The organism is Roseococcus pinisoli, from assembly GCF_018413645.1.
GTDB lineage: Bacteria > Pseudomonadota > Alphaproteobacteria > Acetobacterales > Acetobacteraceae > Roseococcus > Roseococcus pinisoli.
Window position 1 is genome coordinate 1,259,523 of sequence record NZ_JAHCDA010000001.1, and the last position, 24,876, is coordinate 1,284,398.

40 protein-coding genes are annotated in these 24,876 nt (G+C 68.5%); 20 read left to right on the top strand and 20 right to left on the bottom strand.

Going from position 1 to position 24,876, the window contains the following annotated elements; translation table 11 throughout:
• Positions 1–60 precede the first annotated feature (60 nt).
• From KHU32_RS06095 to KHU32_RS06155, 14 genes are all read right to left on the bottom strand, one after another.
• Positions 61–792: a tyrosine-type recombinase/integrase gene (locus KHU32_RS06095; RefSeq protein ID WP_213669112.1), complete on the bottom strand. Its 732-nt coding sequence runs from the start codon at positions 790–792 to the stop codon at positions 61–63.
• A 307-nt stretch (positions 793–1,099) separates the two neighbouring features.
• Positions 1,100–1,420, bottom strand: coding sequence for a helix-turn-helix transcriptional regulator (locus tag KHU32_RS06100; RefSeq protein ID WP_213669113.1), 321 nt, complete (start codon positions 1,418–1,420; stop codon positions 1,100–1,102).
• A 236-nt stretch (positions 1,421–1,656) separates the two neighbouring features.
• Positions 1,657–1,920, bottom strand: a complete 264-nt coding sequence (locus KHU32_RS06105) for a hypothetical protein (protein ID WP_213669114.1) — start codon at positions 1,918–1,920, stop codon at positions 1,657–1,659.
• 216 nt (positions 1,921–2,136) lie between these two features.
• Positions 2,137–2,490 carry a hypothetical protein gene (locus KHU32_RS06110; protein ID WP_213669115.1) on the bottom strand — a complete coding sequence of 118 codons (354 nt, stop codon included), beginning with the start codon at positions 2,488–2,490 and terminating at the stop codon, positions 2,137–2,139.
• On the bottom strand, positions 2,480–3,229 hold the full coding sequence (locus KHU32_RS06115) for a hypothetical protein (RefSeq protein WP_213669116.1): 750 nt from the start codon (positions 3,227–3,229) through the stop codon (positions 2,480–2,482). Before KHU32_RS06115 ends, KHU32_RS06110 begins: the two co-directional genes overlap by 11 nt.
• Positions 3,226–3,603 carry an HNH endonuclease signature motif containing protein gene (locus KHU32_RS06120; RefSeq protein WP_213669117.1) on the bottom strand — a complete coding sequence of 126 codons (378 nt, stop codon included), beginning with the start codon at positions 3,601–3,603 and terminating at the stop codon, positions 3,226–3,228. Before KHU32_RS06120 ends, KHU32_RS06115 begins: the two co-directional genes overlap by 4 nt.
• A complete protein-coding gene (locus KHU32_RS06125; protein WP_213669118.1) occupies positions 3,600–3,944 on the bottom strand; it encodes an ASCH domain-containing protein in 345 nt (114 codons plus the stop codon). The genes KHU32_RS06120 and KHU32_RS06125 overlap by 4 nt, the downstream gene beginning before the upstream one ends.
• A 2-nt stretch (positions 3,945–3,946) precedes the next feature.
• Positions 3,947–5,092, bottom strand: coding sequence for a DNA polymerase III subunit beta (gene dnaN, locus KHU32_RS06130; RefSeq protein ID WP_213669119.1), 1,146 nt, complete (start codon positions 5,090–5,092; stop codon positions 3,947–3,949).
• Positions 5,082–5,288 carry a TraR/DksA C4-type zinc finger protein gene (locus KHU32_RS06135; RefSeq protein ID WP_213669120.1) on the bottom strand — a complete coding sequence of 69 codons (207 nt, stop codon included), beginning with the start codon at positions 5,286–5,288 and terminating at the stop codon, positions 5,082–5,084. Before KHU32_RS06135 ends, dnaN begins: the two co-directional genes overlap by 11 nt.
• Positions 5,288–6,049 carry a hypothetical protein gene (locus tag KHU32_RS06140; RefSeq protein ID WP_213669121.1) on the bottom strand — a complete coding sequence of 254 codons (762 nt, stop codon included), beginning with the start codon at positions 6,047–6,049 and terminating at the stop codon, positions 5,288–5,290. The genes KHU32_RS06135 and KHU32_RS06140 overlap by 1 nt, the downstream gene beginning before the upstream one ends.
• Entirely contained in the window at positions 6,046–6,564 is a 519-nt protein-coding gene (locus KHU32_RS06145; RefSeq protein ID WP_213669122.1) for a hypothetical protein, read from the bottom strand. Before KHU32_RS06145 ends, KHU32_RS06140 begins: the two co-directional genes overlap by 4 nt.
• Entirely contained in the window at positions 6,561–6,956 is a 396-nt protein-coding gene (locus KHU32_RS06150) for a hypothetical protein (RefSeq protein WP_213669123.1), read from the bottom strand. The genes KHU32_RS06145 and KHU32_RS06150 overlap by 4 nt, the downstream gene beginning before the upstream one ends.
• On the bottom strand, positions 6,953–7,087 hold the full coding sequence (locus KHU32_RS23290; protein WP_283771012.1) for a hypothetical protein: 135 nt from the start codon (positions 7,085–7,087) through the stop codon (positions 6,953–6,955). The genes KHU32_RS06150 and KHU32_RS23290 overlap by 4 nt, the downstream gene beginning before the upstream one ends.
• Positions 7,087–7,287 carry a hypothetical protein gene (locus tag KHU32_RS06155; RefSeq protein WP_213669124.1) on the bottom strand — a complete coding sequence of 67 codons (201 nt, stop codon included), beginning with the start codon at positions 7,285–7,287 and terminating at the stop codon, positions 7,087–7,089. Before KHU32_RS06155 ends, KHU32_RS23290 begins: the two co-directional genes overlap by 1 nt.
• Positions 7,288–7,412: 125 nt before the next feature.
• Here KHU32_RS06155 and KHU32_RS06160 point away from each other — a divergent pair, with 125 nt between their 5' ends.
• Complete coding sequence (locus KHU32_RS06160; protein WP_213669125.1) at positions 7,413–7,697, top strand: hypothetical protein; 285 nt, start codon at positions 7,413–7,415, stop codon at positions 7,695–7,697.
• On the opposite strand, the gene KHU32_RS06165 is transcribed toward KHU32_RS06160, so the two are convergent.
• Entirely contained in the window at positions 7,694–8,059 is a 366-nt protein-coding gene (locus KHU32_RS06165; protein WP_213669126.1) for a hypothetical protein, read from the bottom strand. The two genes, KHU32_RS06160 and KHU32_RS06165, sit on opposite strands and share 4 nt — an antisense overlap.
• A 1-nt stretch (position 8,060) precedes the next feature.
• Positions 8,061–8,621 carry a S24 family peptidase gene (locus KHU32_RS06170; protein ID WP_213669127.1) on the bottom strand — a complete coding sequence of 187 codons (561 nt, stop codon included), beginning with the start codon at positions 8,619–8,621 and terminating at the stop codon, positions 8,061–8,063.
• 92 nt (positions 8,622–8,713) lie between these two features.
• On the opposite strand from KHU32_RS06170, the gene KHU32_RS06175 reads away from it, so the two are divergent.
• On the top strand, positions 8,714–8,950 hold the full coding sequence (locus tag KHU32_RS06175) for a helix-turn-helix domain-containing protein (protein ID WP_213669128.1): 237 nt from the start codon (positions 8,714–8,716) through the stop codon (positions 8,948–8,950).
• 5 nt (positions 8,951–8,955) lie between these two features.
• Here KHU32_RS06175 and KHU32_RS06180 read toward each other — a convergent pair whose 3' ends face one another.
• Together KHU32_RS06180 and KHU32_RS06185 are read right to left on the bottom strand one after the other, a co-directional pair.
• The gene (locus KHU32_RS06180; protein ID WP_213669129.1) at positions 8,956–9,234 is read right to left on the bottom strand and encodes a hypothetical protein; all 279 of its coding nucleotides are present in this window, start codon (positions 9,232–9,234) and stop codon (positions 8,956–8,958) included.
• A gap of 231 nt (positions 9,235–9,465) precedes the next feature.
• Entirely contained in the window at positions 9,466–9,744 is a 279-nt protein-coding gene (locus KHU32_RS06185) for a hypothetical protein (RefSeq protein ID WP_213669130.1), read from the bottom strand.
• A 144-nt stretch (positions 9,745–9,888) separates the two neighbouring features.
• On the opposite strand from KHU32_RS06185, the gene KHU32_RS06190 reads away from it, so the two are divergent.
• The 18 genes from KHU32_RS06190 (at position 9,889) to KHU32_RS06275 (ending at position 24,174) form a co-directional block, all read left to right on the top strand.
• A complete protein-coding gene (locus KHU32_RS06190) occupies positions 9,889–10,362 on the top strand; it encodes a hypothetical protein (RefSeq protein ID WP_213669131.1) in 474 nt (157 codons plus the stop codon).
• Positions 10,359–10,580, top strand: coding sequence for a helix-turn-helix domain-containing protein (locus KHU32_RS06195; RefSeq protein ID WP_213669132.1), 222 nt, complete (start codon positions 10,359–10,361; stop codon positions 10,578–10,580). Before KHU32_RS06190 ends, KHU32_RS06195 begins: the two co-directional genes overlap by 4 nt.
• A complete protein-coding gene (locus tag KHU32_RS06200) occupies positions 10,577–12,088 on the top strand; it encodes a replicative DNA helicase (protein ID WP_213669133.1) in 1,512 nt (503 codons plus the stop codon). Before KHU32_RS06195 ends, KHU32_RS06200 begins: the two co-directional genes overlap by 4 nt.
• 9 nt (positions 12,089–12,097) lie before the next feature.
• Positions 12,098–12,367, top strand: coding sequence for a DUF2312 domain-containing protein (locus KHU32_RS06205; RefSeq protein WP_213669134.1), 270 nt, complete (start codon positions 12,098–12,100; stop codon positions 12,365–12,367).
• A 4-nt stretch (positions 12,368–12,371) separates the two neighbouring features.
• Positions 12,372–12,689 carry a hypothetical protein gene (locus KHU32_RS06210; protein ID WP_213669135.1) on the top strand — a complete coding sequence of 106 codons (318 nt, stop codon included), beginning with the start codon at positions 12,372–12,374 and terminating at the stop codon, positions 12,687–12,689.
• Positions 12,690–12,752: 63 nt separating this feature from the next.
• A complete protein-coding gene (locus KHU32_RS06215; RefSeq protein ID WP_213669136.1) occupies positions 12,753–13,604 on the top strand; it encodes a hypothetical protein in 852 nt (283 codons plus the stop codon).
• Positions 13,605–13,618: 14 nt separating this feature from the next.
• Positions 13,619–14,323: a transcription termination/antitermination NusG family protein gene (locus KHU32_RS06220; protein WP_213669137.1), complete on the top strand. Its 705-nt coding sequence runs from the start codon at positions 13,619–13,621 to the stop codon at positions 14,321–14,323.
• A 275-nt stretch (positions 14,324–14,598) separates the two neighbouring features.
• Entirely contained in the window at positions 14,599–15,120 is a 522-nt protein-coding gene (locus KHU32_RS06225; protein WP_213669138.1) for a hypothetical protein, read from the top strand.
• Positions 15,107–17,224: a terminase gpA endonuclease subunit gene (locus KHU32_RS06230; RefSeq protein WP_213669139.1), complete on the top strand. Its 2,118-nt coding sequence runs from the start codon at positions 15,107–15,109 to the stop codon at positions 17,222–17,224. Before KHU32_RS06225 ends, KHU32_RS06230 begins: the two co-directional genes overlap by 14 nt.
• Entirely contained in the window at positions 17,221–17,445 is a 225-nt protein-coding gene (locus KHU32_RS06235; protein WP_213669140.1) for a phage head-tail joining protein, read from the top strand. Before KHU32_RS06230 ends, KHU32_RS06235 begins: the two co-directional genes overlap by 4 nt.
• Entirely contained in the window at positions 17,442–18,986 is a 1,545-nt protein-coding gene (locus KHU32_RS06240) for a phage portal protein (protein ID WP_213669141.1), read from the top strand. The genes KHU32_RS06235 and KHU32_RS06240 overlap by 4 nt, the downstream gene beginning before the upstream one ends.
• A gap of 9 nt (positions 18,987–18,995) precedes the next feature.
• Positions 18,996–21,080, top strand: a complete 2,085-nt coding sequence (locus KHU32_RS06245) for a ClpP-like prohead protease/major capsid protein fusion protein (protein WP_213669142.1) — start codon at positions 18,996–18,998, stop codon at positions 21,078–21,080.
• Positions 21,081–21,147: 67 nt separating this feature from the next.
• Positions 21,148–21,492, top strand: a complete 345-nt coding sequence (locus KHU32_RS06250) for a DUF2190 family protein (protein WP_213669143.1) — start codon at positions 21,148–21,150, stop codon at positions 21,490–21,492.
• 1 nt (position 21,493) lies between these two features.
• Complete coding sequence (locus KHU32_RS06255; RefSeq protein ID WP_213669144.1) at positions 21,494–21,802, top strand: head-tail joining protein; 309 nt, start codon at positions 21,494–21,496, stop codon at positions 21,800–21,802.
• Between the two features lie 3 nt (positions 21,803–21,805).
• Positions 21,806–22,294: a hypothetical protein gene (locus KHU32_RS06260; protein ID WP_213669145.1), complete on the top strand. Its 489-nt coding sequence runs from the start codon at positions 21,806–21,808 to the stop codon at positions 22,292–22,294.
• Between the two features lie 9 nt (positions 22,295–22,303).
• Entirely contained in the window at positions 22,304–23,365 is a 1,062-nt protein-coding gene (locus tag KHU32_RS06265) for a phage tail tube protein (RefSeq protein ID WP_213669146.1), read from the top strand.
• Positions 23,334–23,765 carry a hypothetical protein gene (locus tag KHU32_RS06270; RefSeq protein ID WP_213669147.1) on the top strand — a complete coding sequence of 144 codons (432 nt, stop codon included), beginning with the start codon at positions 23,334–23,336 and terminating at the stop codon, positions 23,763–23,765. Before KHU32_RS06265 ends, KHU32_RS06270 begins: the two co-directional genes overlap by 32 nt.
• Positions 23,766–23,943: 178 nt before the next feature.
• Complete coding sequence (locus KHU32_RS06275) at positions 23,944–24,174, top strand: hypothetical protein (RefSeq protein ID WP_213669148.1); 231 nt, start codon at positions 23,944–23,946, stop codon at positions 24,172–24,174.
• A 10-nt stretch (positions 24,175–24,184) separates the two neighbouring features.
• On the opposite strand, the gene KHU32_RS06280 is transcribed toward KHU32_RS06275, so the two are convergent.
• Positions 24,185–24,367 (bottom strand): hypothetical protein, encoded by a 183-nt coding sequence (locus KHU32_RS06280; RefSeq protein ID WP_213669149.1) that lies wholly within the window; start codon positions 24,365–24,367, stop codon positions 24,185–24,187.
• 157 nt (positions 24,368–24,524) lie between these two features.
• The gene (locus KHU32_RS06285; RefSeq protein WP_213669150.1) at positions 24,525–24,827 is read right to left on the bottom strand and encodes a hypothetical protein; all 303 of its coding nucleotides are present in this window, start codon (positions 24,825–24,827) and stop codon (positions 24,525–24,527) included.
• Positions 24,828–24,876 lie beyond the last annotated feature (49 nt).

Sequence of the window (24,876 nt, forward strand, 5' to 3'; positions counted from 1 at the left end):
TTGCCCCTTCCGCCGTGATCCTTTGCTCCACAAGTGACAACAATAAGCTATTCCAATGAGTTACCTGCGGTTTTTGACGGCTTTTGACGCGGCCTTTTCCAGTCGGCCGACGGCGGCGCGCGCCATCTTCTCTTGGTCCGCCCCTTCCGTATAGAGGTGAACGGTCCGCAACGAGTCCCATCCCTGCGCGGCAGCTATCTCGCCATCGCCGTTCCCCGCCTCGAGGAGCATCTGCGCGCGGAGACGCCGAAGCCCGTGCAGACCCCGTTTGGTGGGCCAGCCTTCGGCGCGGAGCATTGCGCGGACGGCGGTGGAGAGCGCCATTTTGGTCCACTCGCGACCGTCTGCCCGGGTCAGGATATGCGTAGCCGTAGGCGCCTCCGCCCGCCAGCGCCGCATTTCCCAAGCCAGGGCGGCCGGGACGATCAGCCGAAGGGGAGGCTTGCCGGCCGCCTCGCGATAGCGGCGCGTCTTTTCCGGCTGGAGCGTAATGACCCCCGCGGCCTCGTCGTAGGCGTCCCATAGTAGCCGGCTCAAATCGCCCTTCCGCTGCCCGAGATGGTAGGCGAGCACGACGGCGCGGCGCACGGGCTCTGGCCATGCCTGCATGGCGTGTCGAGCATCGGCCTCCGTCCAGGCTGGTATGTGCCCCCCGGGGAGTGATCGCAGCCGCGTAAGCGGCGACATGGCCATGCGGCCGCGATCGACCGCCCAGGCGAATAGGGCGGCGACGGACTGGCCAAATACTGTGGCAGCCCCGGGGCCGCGCGCGTGCGCGATGGCGTCGCGCATATCGAGGAGATCCGCCCGCAGGCGGCGCATCTCCGCCGGAGCCAAGTCCACCGCGGCTCGCGCACTCCAGGCCGGTACCTCAATTGCGGCCAGGTATCGATCACGGTTGGTCCGTGTGTTGCTGGATGTCTCGGCCCATTCGCGGGAGCGCCGCCAGTCTGCGATCAGGGCGCCGATTGTGCCCTCGGCGTAGCGCGCACTCGATACCCCCCGGGCCGCGGCAAGCGCCGCGGAGAATGCTGGGTCGGCGATGTCAGGGAGGCGTGCGCCGGTTACCCGGCAATACCAGTAGACGGCCTCGGTTCCGTCAGCCCGCCGCGCGCGAACCCCGCGCACGCCTTTTGGACGAGAGGGCGGCGAGCCCGGCGGCGATGGCGTCTCTGACATTAGGTATCTCCGGGTGCGGAGCGTCCGCAGCGAGGCGGTGTGAGTCAAGCGCGGGCGGCTTGAGCTTGTCCAGCCACGCGTCCAGATCCTCACGGAGCCACGCCACTCGGCCGGTGGTGAGCCTGACGGCTGGCACCGCCGGCACCACCACTTGGCGGAACGTGCTGCCCGAGAGCCCGACGTAGGCGGCGGCCAGCGGCTCCCGGAGCGCACGCGGCCAGTAGGGCAGGGTATCACCCATCGTCGTCACCTCCCGCGCGCTCGCGCCGTTGCTGGCCGAGCCTGGGCTTCCTGGCCATGAAAGGCTGGCCGCGCTCGCGGGCGAGTCTGCGTTGGCAGAGCCGCTGACGCAGCACGTTGAGACGCGCTGTGACTGATTTGCGCCGCTCGTCCAGCTCGCGAGCGCGGGACGTCAGATCCTCCCACTCCCGCATCTCCGCTGGCGATGCCTCGCTTAGGCAGGTGTCCCTCACCGCATCACCCGCCATCGCCCGCCTCCGTGCGCTGGAGGGCAGCCCGGACGGCGAGGCCGAGGGAGCGAAGCCCGTGGCCGCCGCATTCGACAGCGGAAACGACAACGTTGGCGACGCAACCCATCTGCCAAAGCTCGTAGAGCGCGTTACCCATCTCCTTGTCGGCCCCCCAATCGAGCAGCCGCACACAGCCATCCTCCGGCAGCCACAACAGCGCCTTGGCCTGCGCCGGGCTGAGCCCGCGCGCGATGGTGGCGGGGTCAACCATGGGGTGGCTCCTCCTGTAGCGGGAACGCGACCCGGATATGGCTCGGACCGCCCCAAACCGCGGCGCTCCGAGGATCAGCTAACCCGCGGCTATAGATCGCGCAGTCTCGCTGCCGTGCCCGGCTCCCATCTGCGTACCCCGCCTCCCTGTACTGCTCGACGAGGCCGGGCACGCGGCCCAGATCGACGATGGTGGCGTTGAGGACGGTGATCTTCATCACGCCCCTCCCTCGGCCTGCGCGGCGAGGGCGCGGGTACGCTCCACATAATTGGGGAATTCCGGGTCAGGGCGAGGCGGGTCGAGAGGCCCCATCGCGTGCATTCCCATACCGAAAAGCCACACGCTGGTTCCGCGGCAAACGCCGCACGTCAGCACGTCAAGCGACGCGTCATCATCCCAGGGGCGGAATGACCATCCGGGCTGCGTCTGGGCGAACTGACGGCACCAGGGGCAGCGCTGGATGCCCCCGAAGCGCTCCATCAGGCGATCTTCCGCGCGGCGGGAAATCCAACCCGCCACGCGCGTTTCCAGGCGGCGCAGGACGCCGCCCATCTGCCGCTCATCCGCCATCGGCCTGCCCTCCGGTCGCGGGCGTGCGGGCGCGGTGGTTGTCCAGCCCCTTCGCGGCGCGCCACTCATCGACCGAACTGTCGCCGTCGATCGCGACGCGGGCCGCCATAACGGCAGTCTGCACCGCCTCCTTCCAGACCGCTTCCGCGCTCTCCTCCAGCATGGCCTTGCACAACTCCCCGAACTCTTCCGCGAGAGCGATGGTCATGATCCGGTCGCCCGGGAACTTCGCGCGGGCGCGCCGCAACTCGGCCGCCATGTCGCGGATAAACCGCTCGGTGGGATCGGAGGCGTCAGGTGCCGCCGCATACGCCTCCCCGCGCGCCTGCTCCAGCGCGGTGGCCAGCGCCGCGCCGAGGTCGGGCGGCGGGGTGAGGGCTTGCAGTGCGGCCAGTCGGGCAGCATCGCGTCTGCGCCCATACTCCTCGGGTGCCATGGCGATGGCTTCGGCAGGCGCAGTCGCCGGGAGCGTCCAAAAGCACTCCTCGGCCGCATCTCGCCCGTTGATCCACGCGGCGCCGAGGTCGGCGTCGGTGCGGACGGGAAACTCCTCGAACGTCTCCTCCAGGACCTGGACGAATTCGTCGCAGGTCAGCCCGAGCATATCGGGCTGATCGTCCGGCGACGTGTAGTCAGGCAGTTCACATGCCCGCGTCAGCGCGGCGGCGATAAAGCGGGCCACGTAGGTGTTCTCCGGCTTTACCGGCGCGCCGTCCCAGGGCGTCGCGAGCGGGCTCATGCGGTCGCTCCGATCGGCCGTCGCGCGCCGAACAAGACGGCCTCGCCGCGATGCGTGTTGGTCCGCGCCGTCACCGCCTCGAGGTGCGCCGGATTGCAGCAGCAGCGCGTGCGGCAACGATGGTCGAGGACGAGGCCGGGCGCGATAGGGCCGACCAGCTCCTCATAGACCGCGCGATGCGCCACGGGCTCGCGGCCCTTGTGCCAGGCGCGGCCATAGCCGTTGCGGTTCAGGCGGCCGATCCAGTGCCAGCAGGGCCCGACCAGCCCAGCCGGGGCATCCGCGCCGATGCGCAGATTCAGGCGGAGGTTCTCGGGCAGCCGCTCGGGCGAGATCCTGCGCGGCCGCCGGGCGGCGTTATGCGCGGCGCTCATGCGCGGGGAACCTGGAAAAAGCCCAGCTGCCCACGATACGGCCGGAAGGGCAGCGGCCGCGCGTTGCGGATCACGAAGCCGTAGGGGCCGGTGAACCAGGGCGAGGCCGACGCGTCCACGCAGTCGACGATCTCGGCCTCGCCGACGATGCCGCCATAGTCGAGATGGTCGGGCCGGGCGATGTCGGGCCAGTCCCAATCGGCGGGCGAGCCGTCATGCTTCTTGCCGGCGTGGATGAGGATGCGGCCGCGCAGCTGCGTCTTCCAGTCGCGGTTTTCGATGTCCTTGTGGCCGTTGGCGATGAGCCAGGCCCAGGGCTGTTTGATCGAGAGGGTCAGCATGGTCACACCCTCATCGGCATGAGCACGGCCACGCCTTCGGCGCCGGTGACGCGGATCGGCGCCCGGCCGTCCTCCACGCGGAAGGTCAGCCCTTCGCCCCCGCGAAAGACGCGCAAGGTGTCCAGCAGATAGCGGGCCTGCACGCCGAATTCGGGGTGCGCACCGTTGCTGGCCCACGCGGCGACCTCAGCCGGAACATCGAGCTGAGCCTCCCCGTTTTCCGGCTGGCGGCAATGCAGCGTGACCGCCAGCCCGCTCCCATTGGTGACCCTGATGGGGCGACTGCGCTCGTCACTGATGGCCGATACCGACTGGATCGCCTCCATCATCCGGCGCGGGTCCAGGATCTGCAGCGCCTCGCCTAAGCCGTCGGCCGGCATCACGCGGCGATAGTCGGGGAACGTCCCGTCGATGAGCTTGCTGTTGAAGGTCCAGCTGCCCGCCTGAAACTCGATGCGCGAATCGGTCTGGCGGGCCTCGACCGGCCGGCCCGGCGGCAGCTGCGCCAGCATGGCGCGCAGGATGTTCGCGGTCTTGCGGGGTAGGATGCCCGCGAGAGGCATGTCGCCCGCCGGCAGCGGTATCTCGGCGAGCATCAATCGATGCCCATCCGTCGAGGCGGCGCGCAGGTTCCGCGCCTCGTCATCGTGCGGCGGGTGGAGGTAGATGCCGTTCAGGTAATAGCGCGTCTCCTCGGTGCTGACCGCGTGCATCGTCCGATCAAGCAGGGCGCGGAGGTCGCCGGCGGGCACGGTCCATTTCGCGGCCCAGGCAGGGGCAGCCTCAGTCGGGAAATCCTCGACCTCCAGCGCGAAGAGCTGCACGCGCATCGTGCCCGCCGCCAGCTCCAGCTGGCCGCCTTTGGCCCGCGTGAGCGTCACTGTCTGCTCCTCGCGGATGTGCGGCAGCAGGGCGGCGAGGCGCGCGGCGCTGGCCGTGATGGGCGGCAGGTCACCGTCGCCCTTGGCCTCGATGCTGATCCGGATCTCGAGGTCGGTGGCCCGCACCGTCAGCACGCCATCCTTCGCCTCGAGATGGAGGTGGGCGAGGATGGGGATGGTATTGCGGCGTTCCGTCACCGCGACGGCACGGGCAAAGGCGGCGCGCAGCGCGCCGGCCTGGATCGCGAAGGACTGCTTATCGGACACGCGGGGCCTCCATGGTTTCCTGGCAGGGGACGCAGCGAATCGCCGACGGATGCTTGTCGCGCCGGCGCTGCGGGATCTCGACGTCGCAATCGACGCAGTAGCGGGAGCCCGGGCCGCTCGCGGGGCGAGCCGCGGCGATGTGGGCAGCCGTCTGGAGCTCGGTGAGCTCGGCGGCGCGGTCCATGTCGTCCGCCATCACGCCGCGCTCTTCCTGGGCTCGGCGCGGACTGCCTCGGCGAAATCCTGGGCCTCGCTGAGGTCCCAGCCGAACCAGGCCACCAGGTCGAGCGCGCCGCGGCCCTGCTGGATCATCTGGCGCGCCTCGGCCTTGTCCTCCTCGGGGATGGTGGACGGCTTGGCGGGCGCCGGCTTGGCTGCGGGCGCCGTGGGAGGCTTGATGAGGCCCGCGTCCAGACGCAGCCGATACTTGACGCGCATCGCGCCGACGCTCGCGCAGGGCGGGCCCTCCAGCGCATTGACGCGCGCGAGCAGATCCTTGCCGTGCTGGCTGATGTTGTGGCCCTCGGCGTCGAGCAGCCGCAGGCGCTCGTCGGTCCAGGTGGAGGGCAGTCTGCCCCGGTTGCCCTTGCGCTCGAGCCGCGGGACGGCCGCGATGGCGGAGGCTGCGGCGCAGGCAGCGGCCTCTTGCCGATCCTCGTCCTCGGGCGCGGTGACGATGGCCTCCGCAACCGCGGCGGCGGCCCGGTCCAGCTCGTCCTCATCACGATCGGCCGCGACGTTGGCGCCGGCGACGCGCGGCAGCAGGCGGTCGATCCGGTCGAGTAGTGCCTGGTCAGTGCTCAGCTTCAGAGGCGCCCCCGCGCATCTGCTAAGCATGTGCAGGGTCAGTCGCGCCCTGGCCTCCCGAAGCATGCCGTGGGCCGCGTGCAGGCTCGTCTGCAGCTGCTCGACGTCGGTGAGGGCGCGCTCCAGCTGCGCCGCCAAGGAGGGCATCATGGGTGCATGCTCCATTCGAGGAGATCGAGGCCCCAGGTGAGGGCGTAGGCGAGGCCGAGGGCGATGGCGCCCTGGGCGAGAGGCCGGCGACGCGGGCCGGAGCCAGGCGCGAGGTCGAGCAGGCTCGTCTGCACCGCGCGCCGCGTGGTCCCGCGGAAATGCGTGCAGCTGCGCTCATAGACCCGGACATAGGCGACGCGCGCGGCGTCGACCGTCGGGTGCAGGCTCTCCACGCGGCGCCAGCGCGGCACCAGCACCGGCCGGCCGTCGTCGGCGATGTTGTAGGCGCGGACCTCGCGATAGCCGTGCCGCTCGCGCTCACCGCGGCCCAGGCGCACCGGCTGCACGCCGCGCGACGTGATCAGGTAGCGCAGCTCGCCGAGGTCATCCTCGATGGCGGTCGGGGGCGCGGGCGCCGGGAAGGCGATGGCAGGCGGCGGCGCGATGCGGCCGGCGGGCCAGGCCAGCAGCCGCAGCGCGAGCGCCATGCGGGGCAGAACGGCCGCGCCGATCATGCTCCACGCTCCTGCGCGGCGGCCGCGGCCTCGATGGCGTTGAGGAGCGGCGACCAGCCCCAGGCGCGGCAGGAGCCGGGTAGTGCCGCGCGCAGCATGCCGACCGAACCGGCGGTGACCGGGCAGACGCGCAGCAGCGCCGCGGCCTGCAGCTGGCCCGGCACGCCGCAGGCCTTGGCGCGCAGGCGGAGCCGCGCTTCGCTGCTGCGCAGGCGCCGCAGGTCGGCGTTGGAGGGGGCCTCTCGGATCGCCTCGGCCATGGCGTCAGCCGCGACAAGGAGATCGTCCGGCGTGAGGCCCGGCATGCCGAGGATGCGCTCGGCCAGGCGCTCGAGGTCCGTCGTGGTCGGCGGGAGGTCGAGCGCGGGGCGGGCTGCGTTGGCGGCGCTCACGCGAAGAGCTCCCACACGCGGAGCGCCCACACGATGAGGACCAGCGCGGCGATGTCGGTGAGCCACGCGACAACGGAGATCCAGCGCGGCAGGTCGCCCTGGTCGGCGCAGGTCAAGGGGAGCTGGCCCATCAGGCGGCCCGCCGCACCGGGGCCGGCACCCGATCGAGAGAAACGATCTCCCAATTGCCAGGCCCGCCGCCGCTCGTCCGGTGGGCATCGATGCGCGCCAGGCGCTCGGCCTGCTCGGTGTCATCGGCCGAGAGGGCCAGTGAAGAGTGGGTCAGATCACCCAGGCGCAGGGCGACGTCGTAGTGCTGCTTGCTGGCCATGCGGCCCTCCATCGGCGTGTGCGATGGAGGTTGCATTGGATGCATCCTAAGCGCAAGAGAAAAAGGTGCATACAACGCACCTTATGTCATGTAGAAGTTTGTAACTTAGGGCAGAGGGTGCATTGATGGCGGATGTTGAAGCGAGGTTGGATGCAATCGAGGCGAAGCTCGGTCGTGCCTTGGAGTGGATGGAATTTCTGGCGAAGAGGGCGGGCCTCCCTCAGATGGAGGACGCGGCCCATGTCCGCCCCGAGTTTACGGAGCGCCAACTGATCATCGCGCTATTAACGGCCGTTGGTCAGATCCACGAGCGCACGACCGGCGAGATCATGCGCATCCGCATCCCAACGGGCGCAGGCGGCCGCCTGAGTTTTTCCAGCGATGGGTCGTACGTGCCTTCTCGGGACTAGTACCGCGAGCGCTGGCGCTGGCGGCGCGTTTTGACAGCACCAGGCGCCTCAACACCATCCCGGTCAGGCGGCGGGATGGCCTTCCATGCGTCGCTCATGGCCGTATGCGCGGCATGGTAGGCTTCCGATATATGCAGGACTTCGTCGATCGGGGGCCAGGAATCACGTTCGATCTGGCAATCGTAGAAATTGGACGTGCTCGGTGCCCGTTCTTCACCTGGATTGATGACTGTGATTTTTGTGTGCAGGCGTTCCAGAGCTTCGCCAATCTTTTTGATGCTCTCGCCGCTCGCCTCAGCCTTTTCCGCAGCCTTCAGGTAGGCGGCCCGCGCCCTCAGGTAAGTCTCGACTTCGCCCGTCATGTCAGCCCCTCTTCACCCAACGCACGATCGCGGCGCTTTGCAGGTAAACATTCTGCTCCGCCTCTTGTGTTTCGTAGCTCAATAGTTGAACGGCTGAGCCAGCGCCAGGCAGGACTTTCTTAACCAGCCGACGCCCATCGATGGTTAGCACGACGCAGTCCTTGTTCAGGATCTCTCGGCTGGTCACTGGCTGCACATCGCAAATCAAAACGTCGCCATCCCGGTAGGCGGGCACCATGGATGTGCCCCTCACGCGCACCGCGAAGGGCTCGATCAGGCCAGGGGGTGTGTCGACGACTTCTCGGTCGTCTTCGACCGGGATAACGACGGCCCCTGCTCCCACGTAACCAATGAGAGGCGCGACCGATCCGGATAAGGCGCCGAGGATTTCGTCCTCAGTTCGGTAGCCCATCGCACCGAAGATAGCGATCGCCCCTTCGTTGAAGAGCGGGATATCGCCTTTTTCGTAGCGGTACACGCTGCTCTTATCGAGACCGCTGTCGCGGATCACCTCGGCCTGCTTGAGGCCGGCCTTCACCCGAATTTGGCGAATAGAATTCATGCCGCATTGTTGCATTTGCCGCACCCAATTGCGGCGGCCTTCAATGCAACCTGACTCTTGCGTTTAGGGTGCATTGTGTGCAACCTATCTCCATGACCCTCGCCGATTACCTGGCCAATCATCGAGAGACTCGCATGGCCTTCGCCGCAAGGGTGGGCGTCGCTTCGTCCACCATCAGCCGACTTTGCCGGGGCGAAACCGCGCCGGAGGCCTCTTTGGTCGCGGCTATCGTCCGTGCGACTGGCGGGGAAGTGTTGCCCAACGACCTCTTCCCCGCGGCGATGGCACAGATCTCGCTGGCAGTTGCCCAGCCCAACGAGCCGGCGTGATGCGCCTATCCAGGCTTGCGCTGCACGATGCGCGCCAAACCGCAGGCCGGGCAACGCCACGTCTCGTCCATCTGACCAAAGACGCCGAAGTGTCGGCTTGGCACCTCGCCCTCCCACTTCATCTGCGTCCCATCCACCGGGCACACAGTCTCCGGATTGGTGGGGCTCGCCTCCAGCGCAGACAGCCGTTTCTCGAGCGCCTCGATGCGCGCGGGGGCTTCTTTCAGGGCCTTCCAGGTAGGCCAGCGATCGAGGACCGCAAGAATGTCGGATAGTCCCAGCACGTCTATATCTCTCCCTCATTTCGACCTTCGCCCCGGCAGCGTCACCATCGGCGCACTCTCGTTCACCACGATTGAGGTTGCGACGAGACCTGATGGATCGAAGGTTATGACCATCCTGCGGGACGGTCGGGTTGAATTCCAGCAGAGCCTTTCGGGGCCTGCGGCGAATCACCTTGCTCATCAACTGATCCAGCCCAGCGAGGCCGCATGATGGCTGGCCGGCTCCTTGCCTCAGTGTGTCGTCTGGCGCTTCCAGCCACTGGCAACGGCGGCGGCAAAGGTCGCCCTGCCGTCCCGGTCCATGCGGCGTCCTGTCTCCGCGCAGAATGCCTGCAGCTCCTCGAGTTTGATCTCGACGCGGACAAGGCTGCTGGCGGGGAATTGCGACAGCTGCTTTTCGATGCGGGTTTTCCACTCGATCCATGTGATCGGGAGATTGTTGGCGTCGACCTGAGCTTTCCGAAACTCGGCATAGGTCGCCTCGGGCAACCAGGCGATGGCGATGGCCATAGGTGTTCCTCGTCCTCTGACTTGGAGGCTGAGCCTGCCACATCTGGAGGCATGCATCATGCGTGATCGCCATGCGCAGACCCTGACGCACCTGCAGGTCCTCCGCACCTTGAACCCTACAACGCGTCCTGGAGGGCCTCGCTCATGAGCGGCCACGTTGAGCTCACGCCGCAACAGCGGATCTTCAAGGCCCTGACCCTGCAGCTCGTCCAGCTCTGCGGCGGGTTCGAGGCTGCCGCCGCCATCCCCGGCGTGCGCGTCAGCTGGCAGCAGCTGCAGAATTACACCTCCATGGAGAAGCCACTTGTCGCGCCGGTCGACGTGATCGCGGCGCTCGAGATGGTGGCCGGCAAGCCTCTCGTCACGGCCGAGCTCGCGCGCCTCTCTGGGCACGGCCTGATCCGGCGCGTCGCCATGGCGGTGGGTGAGTTGGCGGGCCGTATGGCCAAGATCGGCAAGGAGTGCGGCGAGGCCTTCGCGGCCTGGGCCGAGGCCATGGCCGACGGCAAGCTGACGCGCGAGGAGATGGTGCATCTCGCCCACGAGCTTGGCGATATCGAGACGGCCGCGGTCGAGGCCCAGGGCGCCGTCCAGAAGATGCTGAGCGACCTGGAATGACCCTCAAGCTCCTGGGCCTCGAGCAAGTCTATGCGCTGATCAAGTCGGCCTGCGCGGCCGCGGGCGGCCAGAAGGCCTGGGCGAGGCACTACGGCCTCGCTCCCTCCAGCATCACCGAGGTGCTCCACGGTCGCCGCGATCCCGGCCCCGGTCTGCTGCGCGCGCTCGGCCTCCAGCACGTCCCCCGATACGCAAAAGTGAGAATTCCGAACCGATGAATTTCCCGGCTCATTCCATCGTATCGCCGCTTCGGCTCCCGCCCGCCAACCTCGAGGCCGAGCAGGCTCTGCTCGGCGGGCTCCTGGCCAACAACAAGGCCTATGACCGGCTCGGGGGGCAGCTCGAGGCGCGCCATTTCGCCGATGAGGTGCATGGCAAGATCTTCGAGGTCATCCGCCTGCGGATCGAGAGCGGCCGTCTGGCGGATGCTGTCACCGTCAGCCAGGACTTCGAGGGCAACCATGAGCTCGATGACGCGGGTGGCCCGGCCTATGTCCGGCGGCTGCTCGGCTCGATGGTCAGCATCATCGGCGTGGGCGAGTACGCCCGCGAGATCCGCGAGCTCTGGCTCCGGCGTGAGATCATCGACAAATGCGCGGCGGCGGCCGAGGCGGCGTTCAGCAACGACCCGCAGCTGAGCGCTCCGGCGATCCTGTCGGGCCTCGACAGCGATCTCGCCGACCTGTCGCGCGATGGCTCCGGTGGAGGAGAGGCGCGCGATAGCGCCACCGTGGCGCGTGAGGTGATGGAAAACTTCGACGCGGCCGCGGCCCGCAAGGGTGGTTTGGCGGGCATCACGACGGGCTACGCGGGCTTCGACCGCATGACCGGCGGCATGATGGGCGGCCAGCTCATCCTCTGCGGCGCGCGGCCGGCCATGGGCAAGACCGCTCTCTCGTTGGGCATTGCCACACGATCGGCTGCGGCGGGCAGCCGCATCTTTTACGCTTCGGCGGAGATGCTGGCGAAGCAGGTGTTGGCCCGGGCCGTGGCCTCGGCATCGGGCCAGCCCATCACGGCAGCTCTGCGCGCCGGATGCGAGGATGAGCAGGGCAACTGGCAGCCGCTTGCCCGGAGCGGCAATGAGGCCCGCGCGCTGGCCATGGCGGCGCGGCGGATCGGCGCGCTCCCCATCCATTGGGATGATAGCTCCCGCCAGACGGCGGCCTCCATCCGCCAGAAGGCCCGCCTGATGAAGCGGCGCGTGGGCCTCGACGCCATTGTCGTCGACTATCTCGGGCGCATGCAGCCCAGCCAGCGCGCCAGTGGCTTCAAGAACCGGACCATCGAGATCGGTGAGCTTGCGCGCGACCTCAAGTATCTCGCGATGGAGTTGGAGGTCCCTGTCTTCCTGCTGTCGCAGCTCTCGCGCGGCGTGGAGACGCGGGACAGCAAGCGCCCGACGCTGAGTGACCTCCGCGATTCCGGCGAGATCGAGCAGGAGGCGGACATCGTCACCTTCCTCTACCGCGAGCACTACTACCTCCTGCAGGACAAGCCGGAGCGGAAGGCCAAGGAAGGCGCCGAGGCCTGGAATGAGCGCCTGGACGCCTGGGGCCGCGCCGTCGAGGCGGCGGAAGGCAAGGCCGAGCTGATCATCGCGAAGCAGCGCCAGGGGCCCGTGGGGCCCGTCCGGCTGCGCTTCGACGGGCCCAGCACCTGGTTTTTCAACGATCAGCCCCGGGATGAGGCGCGCGAGCCGGCCATTCCCGGCCTGCCGGAATAGGAGGCGAGCATGGCGCGACCTAAGGCCTTGGCTGAGGGCGAGGATGTCGGCGGCATCGCCTCCGACCGGCTGCGCTCCCTCATCGAGCGCATCGAGCGGCTGGAGGAGGAGCGCAAGGCCCTCGCCGACGACATCAAGGACATCTTCGCAGAGGCCAAATCCGCGGGCTTCGACGTGAAGGTGCTGCGCCAGGTGCTCCGCGTCCGGAAGATGGAGCCGGCCGAATTCGAGGAGCAGCAGACGCTGCTCGATCTCTACCTGCGCGCGCTGGGCATGTGACGTCATGACGCCCGCCGCCATGCGCCACGCGCCCGCCATCCTCCAGCACCTCGTCGAGGATCGGGAGATCGCCTCCCTGCCGCTCACCGTGGGCGCTGTGTGGCTCTATCTCGTCCTCGCCATGCTGGACCGGGCGCATACCGGGTACGGCCTCGTCGAAGACGCTGCGCGCCTCTCTGAGCAGGTGGTCTGTCATCGAGGTGAGATGGAGACGGCCCTCGCGATGCTGCTGGAGCTCCGGCTGCTCGAGCGTGGCGTGGCTGATCCGTACCTGCGCAGCCCGTTCCTGATGCGCCTCCTCCGGCCTTCGGGCCGGCGCTGAAAACCCAAGAAACCGAAAGTCGAACCGATGGGAAGCCGATGCTCCTGCGACCGGATCGAGGCGATGCTCGAAGGCACGCCTTGGTTCAAGACGCTGCCCGGTGGCGCGCGCTGGCTGTGCTTCCAGCTCGTGAAGCTGATGGCCACGCCCTCCTATGCCGGTGCAATTCCGTTCGCCGATGCGCGTCGGGTTTCGCTTTTGGTTTCCATGGAGGTTTCCGAGGTGGAAACCCAACTGGAAACCCTCGTCGAATCCGGCCTGCTTGCTCGGGATGAGAAGGGGCGGCTGTCGTGCCCGTCGCTCGGTGCCGTGGCCGCACGAGCCGCGGTGGCGCGCCATAATGGCTCGCATGGTGGGCGTCCCCGTAAGGGGGAGACCGCCGAGCAGATGCACCAACGGCGACAGCGCGAGATGCTGTATCCCATCGCAGGCGGCACGCCTGAGAAACCCAGCGAAACCCAGCGATGGGAAACCGCGTCGGCGGGCGCGGCGCCTCGTACTACTAGTAGTTCTTCTCTTAAGTCAGAAACTACTCAGTCAGTCGCGCGCGATGGCGATTGGCAGCAGGTGGCTCGACGGATCGTCGCTGAGCTTGGGCTGTCGAGCCCGCGCATCGTGTGGACACCGGTCCGTGATTGGATGGCTGCTGGCGCGACGCCGGAGATCATCATGCGCGCCGTGCACCGCCAGGCTGGCGAAAAGGGCTTCGACCCCGCGAAGGTGTTCAGCCTCAATTTCTTTCGGAACGAGGTGAAGGCCGAGATCGGCGCGGCGGCGTCGGGCGGCAGCGGCACGGCGGCCGCCTTCTACGGGCACGAGGAAACCGACTTGGACCGGCAGCACCGCGCATGGGCAGAGAGCGGCTATCGCGGCCCGCCGCCGCGCCTGGCGCGGTCGCAGCAGCACGCAGCGTGATGGGGGCGAGAAAGATGCTTGACGGGATGGAAGTGACGATGGCAAACAGCGCGCTGAAAGCAGACGTAGAGCGGCATGGCTTGGCCAACCCCTCGACCCTGCCGGAGACGCCTCGGCGCTCCGAAGCACCGGAAGAAGCTCAGGCTCCTCCGGTGCGTAAGCAATTCCAGATCCCCGCCGCCCGCTGGTACTGCATCCAGCACCGCCCCATGGAGGGGGCGCGAGCGCGGCTCGCCATCCGGCGCGAGGGCTTCGACGTGCATTGGCCGCGCGTCATCGTCCGAGGCTTTCGCCGCGACGACGTGCTCGAGCCGCTGTTCCCGGGCTACCTGTTCGTGCTCTTCGATGTGCGGCGTGGCGGCTGGGGCGCCATCCGGAAGAAGGGAAACCACGTCGACGCCATCCTCGGTGTCCGGGAGCTTGGGGCGCCCATCCCGATGCCGGTCGGCGTGGTGGAAGGGCTGATCGACAGGGCCCGCGGGGCGATCGGTGGCGCCATCGATGGCACCGGCGACCCCGAGGGCGAGGGCGCCCTTGCGGAGCGGCCCATCATCCTCGAGCCCGGCGCGCCGATCTCGTTTCTCGACAAGGCGCTCTTCGCGCAGCCTGCCTTGCTCAAGGCCGATCGTGGCGGGGAGCGGGTCAAGGTGCTCATGACGTTCTTCGGCCAGGAGCAGGAGGTCAGCGTCCAGCGCCGCGCCCTGCAGGTGCCGACCTGATGGCCCCCTTATCCCCATGACGAAAATGTTCGGCATGGCGGGCCGGGTTGGCCCGGCCTTGGCTGCGGGCGAAGGCTGCAGCGTGGCATCGGCCCGGCCGGACCCGCTCCGTTTCGCGCAACATTATTGCGCGAAAGTCCGGGTCCCTCCTGCGGCTCAGGCGTATACGGGCGGGCAGGGCGCGGAAGCGGGCACTCGTTGATATTGAAAACATTGGTTTGTGTTGTTCTTCTTGTTGTCGGAGCCCCGGCATGCCTCAGGTAACAAAGGCGGAATTGGCGAAGCTGCTCGGCGTCTCGCTGCCGACGATGTCCAGCATCATCGCCAAGTACCCCGATATGCCGATCGAGCGTCAGGGTCGCAGCGGCGAATCCTGGCAGTTCGATGCCGACGCCGTCATCGAGTTCCTGCGCGATACACGCGCCCAGGAGGCTGAGGAGGCCGCCAGCCGGACCGACCTGCTGAGCGAGCTCCGCCTCCCCTTCGACGAAGACCCGTCCTTGGAGGCCGCTGGTCTCACGCCTGCCCAGCAGCTCGCCGCGGTGAAGACGCGCATGCTCCTGGCGAAGGAGGCACGAGAGGCCGGGCACCTCGTCCCTGTCACGGATGTCCGCATGGCGCTCAACGCCGCCGTTGCCAGCCTGTCGCAAAGCTTGGATGGCTTTCCGGCCCGCATCGGCCGAAATCATAACCTGCCCGCTCCGGTGGTGGACGAAATCGGTAAGGAACTGGACAAGCTGCGCACCTCCTTTGTGCGCGCGCTCGGCTCCTATCACCAGCCCAATGCCGCTGCTTGAAGCGCCAGCCTACGCCGACGCAGGGGATCTAATCCGGGCCGTTTTCCAGGCCCTTCTCCCGCCGGAGAAGATCTCCACGGCCGCCTACGCCGAGGCCAAGCGTTGGATCAAGCGACCGGGCGCCGGCAGCCTTGTGAAGTACGGCGCGGATGAGGCGCCCTACGTCACGGGCATTCAGGACGCGCTCGACGACGATCGCTTCCTCACCGTGGCTGTGCCTGGCTGCGCACAGTCCGGAAAGAACGTCGGAGCCGAGAACTGGCTCCTCAAGAGCGTCGCGGCCGACGCGGCCGACATGCTCTGGTACATGCAGACCGACGACGCGGTCGAAGCCTACGTGAAGCAGCGCATCGAGCCGATGATCGAGGCACATCAGGAGATGGTCTCCTCGCTCGGGGCACGCTCGATCGACAACAGCCTGCACTTCAAGCGCTTCGCGCGGATGTCGGTGGAGTTCCTCGGCGCCTCGCCGCGAAACTTCGTGAACAAGACCACCTCGCGCATCGTCGCGGACGAATACGACGCCTGGAGCGAAAGCCTGGGCGACGGCATGGTGCTGATGGACTTCCGCCGCCAGGTGGCCGGCGAAGGCTCCAAGATCCTCGTGATGTCTCACCCCGACCGTGCCAAGGGCCTGAACCCGACGCGCGATTGGAACCAGGGCGTGATGTCCGTCTATCGGGACAGCGATCGCCGCACCTGGTGGTGGCAGTGCCCGGAATGCGGCTGCTATTCCAGCCCGCACCCCACGACGCGGCGTCAGATGGTGATCGACTACGACGTCGACGCGCCGCTCGATGAGGTTGCCGATATGGCGCGGCTCGCATGCCCGGTTCATGGATGCGTGATTCCCGACCATGCGCGCCGCGGCATGAACCGCACGGGACGCTGGGTCTGCGAAGGCGAAGAATGTGCGGAGGATGGCGCCATTACCGGCACGCCGATCGGCTCGCGCACGGCCGGTTTCTGGATATTGGGCGTGATGTCGCCCTTCATCCTGGGCGGCATTGGCGGCCTCGCCCGAGCCCGTGAGAAGGCGCGGCGCGAGATGGCGATGACCGGGGACGAGAAACCCTTCCGCGAGATCATGGTGAAGGGCTGGGGGATTCCGCAGGGCGCGGAGAAGCAGGTCGGCGCGGTCGAGGCGCAGGCGCTGGTCGAGCGTGCGGAGAGCAAGCTGTCGCTCGGCGTGGTGCCGGAGGGCGTGCGGTTCCTGACGGCATCTGTCGATTCGCAGGGCAATCGTTTCGAGTTGCTGACCCGGGGATGGGGCGTCGGCGGCGAATCCTGGGTCATCGACTGGCAGCCGATCACGGCGGCACCCTCGACCAGCGCGGCGGATTGGGACGATCTGCTGACCAAGCTGGCCGAGCTCGCCTATCCGCTCGCGGACGATTCCGGGCGGGTCATGCGGGTCCGCGCCGCCGGCTTCGATAGCGGCGGACAGGCAGGGGTTACAGAGCATGCCTACGCCGCTTGGCGCCGCGCAAAGCGGGAAGGTCGGGCGCGGATTGCGGGGCGGATCGACGGTCGCGATGGCTGGATGTTGGTGCCGATGAAGGGCGCAAGCTCGGCCGCCGCGGCGCTGATCAACCTCGCCTATCCGGAAGCAGCCCGGAAGGACCGGACGGCGCGGGCGCGGGGAGAGGTGCCGATCCTCTTCTTCAATCCGAACTTGATGAAGGACGCCCTTGCGTCGCAGCTCGGCGTAGCGCTGCCGGGTCCGAACCATGTGCATTTTCCGGCCAAGCTGAAGAGCCGAGAAGAGCCGCATGTTTGGTTCGAGCAGCTGGCGGCGGAGCGCCGGAAAGCGAACGGCCGCTGGGAAAAGGTCAACGCCTCGGCGCGCAACGAGGTGACAGACCTCATGGTCATGACGGACGCCCTGGCGCGGCTGCATGGCCTGCATCGCATCAACTGGGCCAGCCCGCCGGGCTGGGCGGCGCCATGGGACGAGAACAGCATGGTCTCGGTCCCGGACTTGGCCCCGCCCAAATTGGTGGTGACGGCTTCGCTGCCGCCCGCCGATGCTCCTGCCCCGGCCGCGCAAACATACTTCCGGCCTCGGCCGGGCTCATTTTTCGGAGGGGGGCGAAGAGGATGACGACCGAAGATATCGATGCCGGCATCGCCGCCCTCGTGAAAGCTCTTTCGACCGGGGAGCTCAAGGTGCGCTTCGCCGATGGTCGCGAGGTCACCTACCAGAGCGCGGCGGATATCCAGAGCCGCCTGGCGGCCCTGCGCCGCGAGCGCGCCGCGCTGCTGGCCGGTGACGCGGGGCCGATTTCTCGCCCCCGCTTCTACCTGGTGAACGCTATCCGATGAAGCCGACGCTCCTGGATCGCGCCATCGGGGCGATTTCGCCCGCGGCGGGCCTGCGGCGCGCGCGCGCCCGCGCGCAGCTCGGGGCCATCACGGCCTATGCCGCCGGCCGTCAGACGCCGCGAACGACCGGCTGGAAGGCAACGGGTAGCGGACCGAATGCGGAGCTGGCGCCGGCTCTGGCGACGATGCGCAATCGCTCGCGCCAGATGGTGCGGGACAACCCTTATGCGTCGCGTGCCGTGACCATCCTGGCCGCCCATCAGGTCGGCTACGGCATCACGGCGCGTTTCGAGGACGAGCAAGCCCAGGCGCTCTGGGAGCGCTGGACGAAGGTCAGCGACGCCGCCGGCCTCCTCACCTTCGAGGCCCAGCAACAGCAGGTCGCCCGTGCCCGCGCCGAGGCAGGTGAGGCGCTGATTCGCCTCGTGCGGCTGAGCCCGGCTCAGATGGCGGCCCGCCGCGTACCGGTCCCGCTGCAGGTCGAGGTGATCGAGGCGGACCTGCTGCCCGAGGATACCGTCGGCGTGCGGGACCAGCGCTTTGCTGACCGGCGCGTCGTCTGCGGCATCGAGATGGATGTGACCGGCCGCCGCGCTGCTTATTGGCTCCGGCGCCGCCATCCCGGCGAGCACGCCGCCTATCTGACGACGAGCGATGCTCTCGACCGGGTGCCGGCGGCGGAGATCCTGCATGTCTTTCGCGCCCTCCGGCCCGGCCAGGTGCGCGGCGTTCCGGACGCCGCCTCGGTGCTGCTGCGCCTGCGCGAGCTCGACGACTATGAAGACGCCGCCCTGGCTCGCGCGAAGACCGAGGCGATGCTTGGCGTCTTCTTCACCAATGAAGCGGATTTCGGCGAGCAGGCGCCGGGCTCCGGCACGAAGGAGAGCCCCTTCACTCTCGACTTGTTCCCCGGCATGGCCGCGACGCTGCCGCCGGGCCTCGAGCCGAAGTTCCTGCAGCCGGGCGCAGCCGGCCCCTTCGAGCCCCTGGCGCTCCACCACCTCCACGCCGCGGCTGCTGGCTTCGGCGTCACCTATGACCAGCTGACCGGCGATCTGCGGCAGGCCAACTATTCCAGCCTCCGGGCGGGCAAGATCGAGTTCCGGCGGATGGTCGAGCAGGATCAGTGGCTGCTCTTCATCCCGCGGCTCTGCGACCCGGTGGCAGACGCCTTCATCGAGGCAGCGATGCTGTCCGGTGCGCTGCCCTATCGGCCGGATGGCTACGCTCGTGAGTGGGGGCCGCCGCGCTTCGAGATGGTCGACCCGCTGAAGGAGATTGATGCCGCGATAGCGAGCGTGCGGGCCGGCTTCTCCACATGGCAGGAGCAGGTGGCCGCCTTTGGCTACGACCCGCGAAAGCAAATCGCTGAGATCGCGGCGTGGAACAAGCAGATCGACGGCGCCGGGGTCATCCTGGACACCGACGCGCGCCGCACCGCTGGCACCGGTAGCGCCCAAGATCCCAAGCAGAATGCCGCCGTCGAGCTCGGCGCCACGAAGACCGCCAGGCGCGACTACCCGTCCGACGCAGCGGAATAGGAGACCTTCATGCCCGAAGCACTGGCTGCCGCGCTCGCCGCGGCGGATGCGCTCGCGCGCGACCTTCCCATCACCGAGCGCACCGGGCGGCTTTCCGTCCGCGCGGCCGCCCAGGGTCCGGCCGAGATCGGCATCTATGGCGAGATCGGATGGGAGGTGACCGCGCGGGACGTTCGCGACGCCTTGAAGCCCCTCGCGGGGCGCGACTTGCTGGTCCGGGTGAACTCGCCAGGCGGCTCTGCCTTCGACGGCTTCGCGATCTATAACATGCTGGCGCGCCACGAGGGCCGGAAGACGGTCCAGATTGAGGCGCTGGCAGCCTCGGCGGCCTCCTACATTGCCATGGCCGGCGACGTCATCGAGATGCCGGCCGCCTCCTTCCTGATGATCCATAACTCCGGCGTGCTCGCCATGGGCGACCGCAACACGCTGGCCGAGACCATCGCCATCCTCGAGCGGCTCGATGCCGCCATGCGCGACATCTACGCGGCGCGGACAGGCCTCGCGGCCGATGCGATCGCCGCGATGATGGACGCCGAGACCTGGATGACCGCGGAGGAAGCCGTCGAGCACGGCTTTGCGACCGCCATCCTTCCGCCCGCGGCTGCCCCGCAGGCCCACGCTCTGACGGCCCGCGCCAAGGCGGTGCTCTCGGGCTTCCGCGCGGCGCCCGCCGCTGCGGTCGCACTCTCCACCTCTTCCACCCCGCCGGCTGCGCCGGCTCAACAGCAGGAGGCCTCCATGCCCGAAGCCAAGGTCACCCAGGCCGGCGGGACGCCCCCGGCGCCTTCCCCCAACCCGGTTGCGGCGCCGCCCCTGTCGGCGCCGCCCAAGGCCAGCCTCACCGACCTCCAGGGCATCGTGGCCCGCAGCAACGGCCGGCTCAGCAGCGATTTCATCGTCGCCCAGCTTGCGGCCGGCGCGACGATGGACACCGCGCGCGACGCGGCCATTGAGGCGGTCGCCAGTGCGCCGCGCCCGGCCACCCACATCACGATCACGAGCGACGAGCGCGAGACGGTGCGCGCCGGCATGCAGGCGGCCCTGGCCTTCCGTGCGGGTGACCGCAAGGTGGATCTCCGCGCGGGCCCGGGCCGCCCCTACGCTCACATGTCGCTGCGTGAGATGGCGCGAGCGGCGGTGCAGTCGGTCGGCGGCAAGCCGGACGGCCTCTCGCCCCTGGAGATCGCGGGCGCCGCCCTGGGCCTGCCCGGTTTCATGGCCTCGGCCGGCATGCACACCACGTCGGATTTCCCGCTCATCCTGGGCAATACGGCGCGCAAGGTGCTGCTCGACGCCTATATCGGCGCCTCCTCGGAATGGCGCACCATCGCCCGCCCGACCAGCCATTCGGACTTCAAGGCCACCAGCTATCTGCGGCTTTCGGAGGGGCCGGCGCTCCTCGAGGTGCCCGAGCACGCCGAGTTCAAGTACGGCAGCATGAGCGAGAAGGGCGAGAGCCTGTATCTCAAGACCTGGGGCCGCATCATCGCGATCACGCGCCAGGCCATCATCAACGATGACCTCTCGGCCTTCACCCGACTGCCGACGCTCTACGGCCGCTCGGCTGCCGATCTCGTCTCCAATCTCGTCTGGGCCGTGCTCACCGCCAATCCGACGATGGGTGACGGCGTGGCGCTCTTCCATGCGAGCCACGGCAATCTCGCGGCCTCCGGCTCGGCGATCACCGAGGCATCCCTCGCGGCGGCGATCACCGCGATGCGCAAGCAGAAGGGGGTGACCGACAACCCCATCGTGATCACGCCGAAGTACCTGGTCGTCTCGCCGGACAAGGAGTTCGAGGCCAAGAAGCTGCTGGCCACGACCTTCAACCTGCCGGACGGCACGGCCAACATCGTCGGCCAGGGCCTGACTCTGGTGGTGACGCCGTGGCTCACGGGTAATGCCTGGTACCTGTCGGTCGATCCGAATGCCTTCGAGACGATCTTCGTGCCGTTCCTGAACGGCAACGAGGAGCCGCGCATCGAGGAGCGGGTCGGCTTCGAGGTGGACGGCCTCGAGATCAAGGCCGCGCTCGACGTGAACGCCGCGCCGATCGACTGGCGCGGCCTCTACAAGAACCCGGGCGCGTAAGGCGCCCTCCCCCACAATCCACTCATGAGCGCCGCCCGGGACTACCCGGGCCGCGCGGAGAACCGTCATGAAGAACTTCGTTCAGAAGGGGGCCATCATCTCGGTGACCGCCCCCGCCATTCTCGCCTCCGGCCAGGGCTGCCTGGTGGGCGACCTCTTCGGTGTCGCTACGAAGGCGGCGGCCTCCGGATCGATCGTGGAGATCCTGACGCAGGGTGTCGTCGAGCTGCCCAAGGCCTCGGGCGCGGTCAACGAGGGCGTGCGCGTCTTCTGGGACAACGCGGCCGGCAACGTCACCACGACGGCCATCGGCAACAAGGGCATCGGCTGGGCTGTGGGGCCGGGCAACTACGGCTCCGGCGCCACGCTGATCAAGGTGAAGCTCGGCCAGCCGAACGCGACCGCGGCCTGACGTGACCGCTTTCGCGCGCGCCGCGGCTGCGCTGCACGCGGACCCGAACCTGTCCAGCGAGGCCATCTACACGCCCGTCGCTGGGCAGCCGGTGCCGGTCCGGGTGATCCGCTCCTCGCCGATCGAAGGCATGGGCGAGTTTCGGCCCAGCACCGCGCGTCGCGAGGAAGCGTCCATCCCTGCGGCGGCCGTGCCTGGCGGGCCCAGGAAGGGCGCCAGCCTCACCGTGGGCGGTGAGGCCTTCCTGATCGAGGAGGTCACCCTCGACCCCGAGGGCACGGCCTACACCCTCGTCCTTTCGCGGGACTGAGCCATGGCCACCAACATGCGCACGGCGCTTGCGTCCGCCGTCGTGGCGCGGCTGCAGGCCGTCATTCCCGCCGTCGCCGTCGAGCGCGGCCGTCGTGCGGCCGTCGGTGAGGGGGAGCGCCCGCTCATCCTGGTCGAGACCTCGGATGCTGCCGCCGACGACGACATGTCGCCCAGTGAGACGTTCTGGACGCTGACCTTCACGGCGACGGCGTTTCTCGTTGCCTCACGCGGCGCGGGGGCATCCGGCGCCCAGGCCGACGTCGCCGCCGAGGATGCCCTCGGCGACATGGAGGCGGCCATCATCGCCGCCCTGCATGCCGAAAGCCTTTCCACCCCAGGCGGCACGGCCCCCCTGACCTGCGGCGTCGAGATCGCGGGTTCGCAAATCGACATCACCGAGGCCGCAAGCGCGGCCAAGCGGCTCGGCTCGGTCAGCGTGGATTTCCGCGCCCAGATCGTCCTGCCCGTCGGCACCACCATCATTCCCTAGGAGACGACAATGAGCGGTAGCTTGGTGCGGAGCCGCTTTGCGGCGATCGCGGCGAAGGTCGAGAGCCCTCTCGGCACGGATGCCATTGCGGGTGCTCCCGTATTGGCGGACCTGATCCTCGGCGAGGCGACCATCCGCCTCAATCGCCAGGTCGTACCCGACCCCAGGTTTTCCGGGGCGCTGGACATCCTGCCCGGCATCCCCGGCGGGACGCAGGCCTCGGTGGAGATCTCGGTGCCCCTCCGCGGCTCCGGCGTCGCCGGCACGGCCGCAAGCTGGGGCCGCCTCCTGCAGGCCTGCACGATGGTCGAGACGGCCGATCCGACCGGCATTCCGGCCACGGCCGCGACGGCCGGCACCGTCAACTCGGCGACGCTGGCGAGCGCCTTCAGCGCGGTCGGCCAGGCCTATCGTGGCCTGCCGCTCCTACTCTCCGGCAACCCGGCTGAGCCCAGGGTTTCCATGGTCACCAACTACACGCCCGGCCGTGTTGCGACCTTCGGCGAGACCTTCGGCGCCGCCCTCGACACCTCCTCGCTGGTCGCCCTGCCGCCGCACGTCGCCTACCGGGTCACCAGCGACGAGAGCGCCTACAAGTCCGTCACGATCTACGTCTACAAGGACGGCTGGCTCTGGAAGTTCGTCGGCTGCGTTGGCAGCGTCCGGGTGCAGCTCACGACCGGCGGCATCGCCATGCTGGCCTTTACGATGCAGGGCCAGTTCCTGGGCCAGGGGGCCGCCGCCCTTCCGACGGCGCTCACTGCTGGTACCGCCGTCTCCCCGCCGATCTTCAAGAAGGGTCGGTCTCGCCTCCTGGGCGAGCTCGCGCGCACGTCCAGCCTGACCTTCGATCTCGGCGTCTCGGTGCAGCAGCCCGCGGACCTATCACGTCGCGCCGCTGACCTTCCGGGAGCGGGTGGCCTATCGCGCCGAGCTCACCCGCCTGGCCGGCACCTATCCGACCGATGCGGCGCTGCTCCGGGCACTCCGCGAGGCCGTGCGCGCCCATTCGCCCAGCAATGCCGCCGATCTCATTGCCGTGATCGACGCGGCCGAGGCCGACATCACTGATGGGGAGGCGCACGCCCAGCTCGGCGCCATCGAGGCGGCTTGCGCGGCCGTCCCGGTCTATTCCGAGCTGCTCTCCGCCCGGCAGCGCTACATGGGCATGCTGCCCTATGTCGCGGCCAAGCACGCGCTGCGCGGCTGGGAGGGCGAATCCCTGCCCGCCTTCGCGGCGCGGCTCGGCGTCGTCCCCGACGATCTCCTGGAGGTGCTGCCCCCCGAGGAGGTCGAGATGGTCGGGTGGCGCGCCAGCGCCCTGATGCAGCCCGGGCGGGCCGCCCTGGGAAACTCCGCGTCGCCCTCGCTCTCGTCCGCGAGCCCGGCGCCTGTGACGGGGGCGAGCAGCCAGAGGACGGCGGGCGCTGGCAGATCGCGGGCCAAGAGTACGAAACGAACCCGCGCCTGAGCCTGCCGCCGGCCTATCCCGAGTTCGTCCGGATGTGGGGCGCCTGCCGCGGCGGCATGGGCGGCTATTCGTCCTGGTCCGACCAGGGAGGCGTTTCCGACCAGGCGGCGTGGGTCATCGACGCGTTCGGGTTTCTCTCGGGCGTGGATCAGGAACTGAGCAAAAGGGCACCACCGACATGAGCAAGCGTATTCCTGTGGCTTGGGCCGATCGAGCCCGTCTCCGCCTCATTCTGCCGGGTGAGGTCGTGGCGCTCTACGATGGTGCCGCCAAGCTCTCGCCGGAGCGCTATGTGCTCGACGAGCGCGCGGGGCTCATCCTCCTCATGGCGGAGCCCGCGGGCGCGATCACGGCAGAGCTGCGCGAGGAGGCTCCTGTGGGGCGTCCGACACCGCCTACGACGGAATAGGACCACGCCGTCAGTCGGCAAGCTTGGGCCCGTCCGGCCAATGCTTGTCTTCGTAGGCCGCGATCAGATTCCACAGCGCATTGAACGCGTCCGCGCCCGGTGTGCCGGGGGCCGGCGGGTTGTCGATGAAGCACTGCAGCTCGAAGAGCGCCTGCTTGAGGTCCCGATCGTTACGGATGACGGTGACGGGCATTCCAGCTCTTCTCCCCAATCCAAGGATAAACATGCCCAAGGTTGGGGCCGTCAGGCCAGCACCGCGGCGAGCAACACAAAGGCAAGAGCCGCTATGCAGACCAAGGCTATGAACTGAAGGTCGGACATTGCGGCGCCTCCAACTTCCTGCACCTCGATCAATAGCCCGGCATGATTCCGGTGGCCTGATAGGCGCGCAGGCACGCGGCGGCGACCTCCGAGCCGGCCCATCCCTGCTGGAGCCCTGCATTGATTGAACCAGCCAGGCCACGCCCACCGTAGGCAGGCTGAGCAGCGGCCATATTGCCGCGTTCCTGGCAGATAATCGCAGCTTGCCGGTCAAGCGCTTCCTGACGCGGGGCATCTGCCAGCATGTCATCCGAGGCGGCAAGAAACGGGGCGTTCCGCGCCATGTTCTCGCGCGTAAGCTCTTCTGTCTGCCTCCTCTGCTCAGGCGTCATGGGCGAGTTCGGCGGTGTGCACCCCGTCAGCACCGCAAGAACGACCAAC